We start from the raw sequence: 5216 nt of genomic DNA on the forward strand, positions 1-5216 counted from the left end.
TGGCGAAGCTAGCGAGAGCGTGCCCCAAATTTAGACCTATATTGCTTAGAAAACTTATTTTGATTTTTTACAGCCCTTTTTAGAACATCACATTTTTATTCTTTGAGAACAGCATCAGTCCAATCAAAGAAATGCTGGTCATCAGGCTCAAAATAGTCGCCATTGCTGCCGCAATTCCGTAAGAACCTCTGGAAACATAGGTATAAATCTGAATCGTCAGCGTTGTAGTCCTATAGTTATACAGGATGATACCGGAAGACAGCTCCGTAATAATACTGATCCAGGAAAGCAGGGCTCCGGAAAGAATACCGTTAATCATCATGGGCATGGTTACCGCAAAGAAAGCCTTCATCTTGCTGCTTCCCAGAGAAATCGCTGCCTCCTCTATGGACATGGGGATTTGCTGTAAAATAGCAATGGAAGAACGTATGGTATAGGAATTCCTTCGAATAACCAAGGCCACAATCATAATGGCAAAGGTTCCCACCAGCACAATTGGCTTTCTGCTAAAGGCAAGTACCAGAGAAATACCCACAACCGATCCGGGAATAACATAAGGAATCATGGACAAGGTATCAATCAACTTGTTGGCAAAATTATTTCTTCTTACCACCAGATAGGCTACCATAATACTTAGGATAATAATCAAAATCAAAGATGTTCCGGCAATAATAAAGGTATTGGGAATGGCATTGTCCAGGAACTTCCAGGCATCAATATAGCTCTGTACGGAAAATTCCTTCAAAAATCTCTTTCCTTTGGTTTTCAGGAAGGAGGTATACATCACATAAACCTGAGGGGCGTAGGCGATAATCACCACCAAATAGCAATACAGGTGAATCAGTACCCCCTTGATTCCCTTTGCCGGCTTCTTCTCAATAGGATGCAGGGCATTCATGGAAAAGGAAAAACGGCTGTTAATAAATCTTTGAATCAGGAAAATGATGGTGGTAATCACAATAGCAATCACCGCCACCGCAGAGGCGTAGTGCTTATCCGATCCCGTCTCACTCATAAAGGAGTTATAGATTTCCACAGGGAAGGTCTTATATCCTTCTCCGATAAACAGCGGTGTACCAAAGTCTGCAAAGGCTCGCATAAATACCATTAGGGTTGCCGCAATGATGGATGGTGCGCAGAGAGGAATGACCAAAGTAAGGAAGCGTTTCCATCCGGAACAGCCCATATTTTCCGAAGCTTCCAAAAGGGTATTGTCAATATTCTTTAAAGCCGCAGAAAAATACAGGAACACCAGAGGGTATAACTGCATACACTCTACAATCATGATTCCCCTAAAACCGTAAATGGTAGGAAGCTTAATGCCAAAGAGGTTTTTAAAAAGCTGGGTAACCAAACCGTTTCTTCCCATTAAAAGAATCCAGGAATAAGCACCGATAAAGGGGGCAGACATACCGCATAAAATGATAAAAACCTGTAGAATTTTCTGTCCCTTGATTTTATAGAAACTATGGAAATAGCCCAGGGGAATTCCCACAATCAAAGTGATAATGGTGGCACAAAAGCTCACGGCAAAGGAATGGTAAATGGTTTGCAAGTTATAGCTTTTGGCAAAAAAGCTCTGAAAGTTTGCAAAGCCTACGCCGCCGTCCTTTAAAATCATGGAATTTCGAAGGAGGGTGGACAGGGGATAGATCATAAAAATCAGGTAAACGATTAAGATGGTCATAGAGATGAAGGTCCAGATTTCCCATTTTTTCTTTGTTTTCATCCGTTCTCTCCTCTCCCTACAGCACGCCCTGAAGAATATTTTCACTGCCGCCTTCCAAGAAAACATTAACTTTATGGCTCTTAATCTGCAGCTTTACATTCTTTCCCTTAGGCAAAATAGAGTCAATTTCAGATTCCTTCACCGCCTCCACTTCTTTCCCGTTACTTAACTGAATCAAATAGTGGGTATTTAAGCCTAAGAAAATGCTGTCAATAATCGTTCCTGCTATACCCGGCTCTGTTTCTTCCTGAATAATCCACTCCTCCGGTCTTACTGCAAGCTTTACAGGAAGTACACCATCTTGACAATGCTCTTCCTTTACATTGTTTAAGACAAAGGAATAATCATCACAAACAGAAATCACCATTTGACCGTTTTCCTTTGTCAAGCTTCCTTCCAGCTCATTGCTGTGACCGATAAAATTGGCTACGAACAGATTTGCCGGTCTTTGATACAAGGCCTTGGGGGTTCCGATTTGCTGAATCACCCCATGGTTAAATACCGCAATTCTGTCGGATACCGCCATTGCCTCCTCCTGGTCGTGGGTAACATAAACCGTGGTAATGCCGATACTGTTTTGTAATTGTTTAATGGCGGTACGCATCTCGATTCTTAACTTGGCATCCAGATTGGACAAGGGCTCATCCATCAAAAGCACATCCGGCTTAATAACCAAAGCTCTTGCCAAAGCTACTCTTTGCTGCTGCCCGCCGGAAAGCTTCTCCGGCATACGCTCCGCAAAGTCTTCTATCTGCATCAGCTTAAGAAACTTCTTAACTTCTCCCACTCTTTCTTCCTTGGAAACATTTCTATTCTTTAAACCGAACTCCACATTTTTTTCCACTGTCATGTTCGGGAAAATCGCATAGTTTTGGAAAACCATTCCGATATTTCTCTTGGAAGGGTCTAAATCATTGATTCTTCTATCTCCAAAATAAAAATCCCCACCCTCAATAGAGTTAAAGCCTGCAATCATACGAAGCAAAGTCGTTTTTCCGCAACCTGAAGGTCCTAAGAGAGTAAAAAACTCTCCTTCTTTAATGTCTAAGGACAAATCCGGAATCACTACATTGTCCCCATATTTCTTTACTGCATTTTGGATTCGAATATTCACGCTCATAAAATCTTCCCCTTTACAAAAAGGGCTGTAAAAAATAGAATATTGAAACTATTTTTTACAGCCCCTATTCTAACTCTTTACTTTTTTACTAACTCCTGCCAACGATTCTGCCACTCTTCCTTCTTCTCCGCTACCAGCTTAATGTCTTCATAAGCTACTTTGATCTTGGAGAATGGAGGCATAAACTCGGAAGTATTTTCCACAGAGGTCATAACCGGACGAATGGTGGTATCCTTCAGAGCTTCCTGTCCTTCTTCGGAAATCAGGAAGTCGATAAACTTCTTGGCATTTTCTTCATTCTTAGCACCCTTTACGATAGCCACACCGGCGGGTAACCATACAGCACCTTCAGAAGGATAAACAACTCTTAAATTCTCTGCGCCGTCTTCCAGTAAGCTTACGCAGGGATCCTCGTAAGAAACACCCACTGCATACTCACCGTCAGCTGTTCCCTTGTAAATCTGGGAAGAAGAGGAAAGAATGGTGCCATCCAGCTGATCTACAAATTTTGCTACCCAATCCCAAGCGGCATCATCATAAGGTTCTTTACCCTTTACCAAAAGCATATTGGTAAGCTCTGCCCAGGCACTGGAAGAGTTTGTCGGATCACCCATAGCAATGTGTCCCTTTAACTTCGGCTCCAGTAAATCCTCGTAGGAATTGAACTTCTCCGCATCCAGTCCCAGCTCTTTAAAAACATCCTTGTTTAAAAGAAGAGCTGCAGAACCGGAAAGCTTTGTATACTCAAAATATCCATTAGGATTCTGATACTCTTTTGGTAACTTTGCATCATTGGGAGAAACATACTTCTCATATAAATCCTGCTGTCCCATCCAGAAAGACATATTGATGGCTCCCCAGTTTACGTCTGCCTGAGGATTGTCCTTCTCCGCTTCCAGTCTAGCAAGAACATCTCCGGTTCCCATGGACTGAATGATAACCTTAATGCCGGTCTTCTCCTCAAACAATGGTACTACTGCTGCAATCTCACTATCGGAGTTGGGAGAATACACTACAACTTCTCCGGAGCCCTTCACATCCTCAGCCTTCTCAGCAGAATCAGTTCCCTTTTCTTCCGCTGCCGCCGTTGTTCCTGCCTCAGAGCCCTTTGCCGACTCAGCCTGCTTTGCATTTCCCCCGCATGCCATCAGAGAAAGACCTACCATAAGCGATACTGCCACGGTACATAATTTTTTCTTCATAATAATCCTCCTGTACAAAATGTTTAATTGTATCTGGAATTTTACCATAAAATCATCAATTTTGCTACAGTATAATGATTTAGTGAGAATATTTTGAGGAAATATTCGATTATTTCAATATAGATTATTATCAAAGAAGGGAACTTTTTTACATCTTTCCCACAATAATCCCTTCTACGCTTTGATCACGTTCCCCCCTTCGAACTTACTGTCCCCGGCTTCTCTTCCACCACTTATCTGCATTCTTCTCAACTCTTCTGCTCTCTTCTCAACTCTTCTGCGTTTTTCTCAACTCTTCTGTGTTTTTCTCAACTCTTCTGTGTTTTTCTCAACTCTTCTGTGTTCTTCTCAACTCTTCTGCTCTCTTCTCAACTCTTCTGCGTTCTTCTCAACTCTTCTACGCTCTTCTCAACTCTTTTAACCAATTATTCTTAAAATTAGAATTTGAGTGTATAGTGCTGTGTACGATCATTTTGTGATGTTCCATGCCATTCTAATAAATCTTTATCCGCAAGATTTTTAAGTAACTTTCTACATTTTACTATGTCAGTTTATTGTTGTTCGTTACCTTGACTCACCCAGCGGAGGCATCAATGAACAGCGTTTCGTTGTCGACTTTACCCTTTTTCAGAACCATAATACAGGTCGCAATAGAAGTTCCGAGAGAGCTTTTGGCGATAAAGTTTGTCCGTTTCAAGAAATTTCGATTTCACTATCCAGCATTTGCTGAGCTAACGGCTGCAACTGCTGATTAGACGATACGACAGCATACTCGTTTTCAGACAAAACTATCGGCTGCGCGCCTGCAGGGACTCAATCACCTTATCGTAATAGGGCGTCTCGATCCCGTAGCGCTTCCCGAGGCGCTGCACTTCATAAATAAGCCCGTCGACCTCGGACTTCCTCATGTCCGCGACATCCTTCTGAAACGAGGTGGTCATCTCGGGCGCAAGTCCGTCCACCACCTTCAGGCTGTCCGCCTCACTGTAGCCGTCCATGGCGATGCCCATCTTCTCCGCAATCGCGAGCACTTCGCGTACCAGGCCGCGATAAAAGTTCCGGTACTCGCCCTCGCGCTGCAAATGCGCCGCCGTGATATTGAAGTAAGTGCCGACCGCACCGTGCGGCGAGAGGTAGGCAAATTTCTTCATGCAGTCACGGCGGA

The 5216-nt window shown here is 43.0% G+C and carries 4 protein-coding genes and 1 pseudogene; all 5 read right to left on the reverse strand.

The features are described 5' to 3' along the window. Positions 1 to 79: 79 nt before the first annotated feature. Positions 80 to 1729: an ABC transporter permease gene (locus tag RYL27_RS10755; RefSeq protein ID WP_314967151.1), complete on the reverse strand. Its 1650-nt coding sequence runs from the start codon at positions 1727 to 1729 to the stop codon at positions 80 to 82. Between the two features lie 16 nt (positions 1730 to 1745). After that, a complete protein-coding gene (locus RYL27_RS10760) occupies positions 1746 to 2849 on the reverse strand; it encodes an ABC transporter ATP-binding protein (protein WP_314967152.1) in 1104 nt (367 codons plus the stop codon). Positions 2850 to 2926: 77 nt separating this feature from the next. Then, a complete protein-coding gene (locus tag RYL27_RS10765) occupies positions 2927 to 4051 on the reverse strand; it encodes an extracellular solute-binding protein (RefSeq protein ID WP_308579142.1) in 1125 nt (374 codons plus the stop codon). 577 nt (positions 4052 to 4628) lie between these two features. Then, positions 4629 to 4712: pseudogene (locus RYL27_RS11505) on the reverse strand (N-6 DNA methylase); the annotation flags it as partial. Positions 4713 to 4839: 127 nt separating this feature from the next. Continuing rightward, the coding region (locus tag RYL27_RS10775; RefSeq protein ID WP_314967153.1) for a ketopantoate reductase family protein at positions 4840 to 5216 on the reverse strand (377 nt) is incomplete at its 5' end.

Source organism: Oribacterium sinus, from assembly GCF_963537195.1.
Classification (GTDB): Bacteria; Bacillota; Clostridia; order Lachnospirales; family Lachnospiraceae; genus Oribacterium; species Oribacterium sinus_A.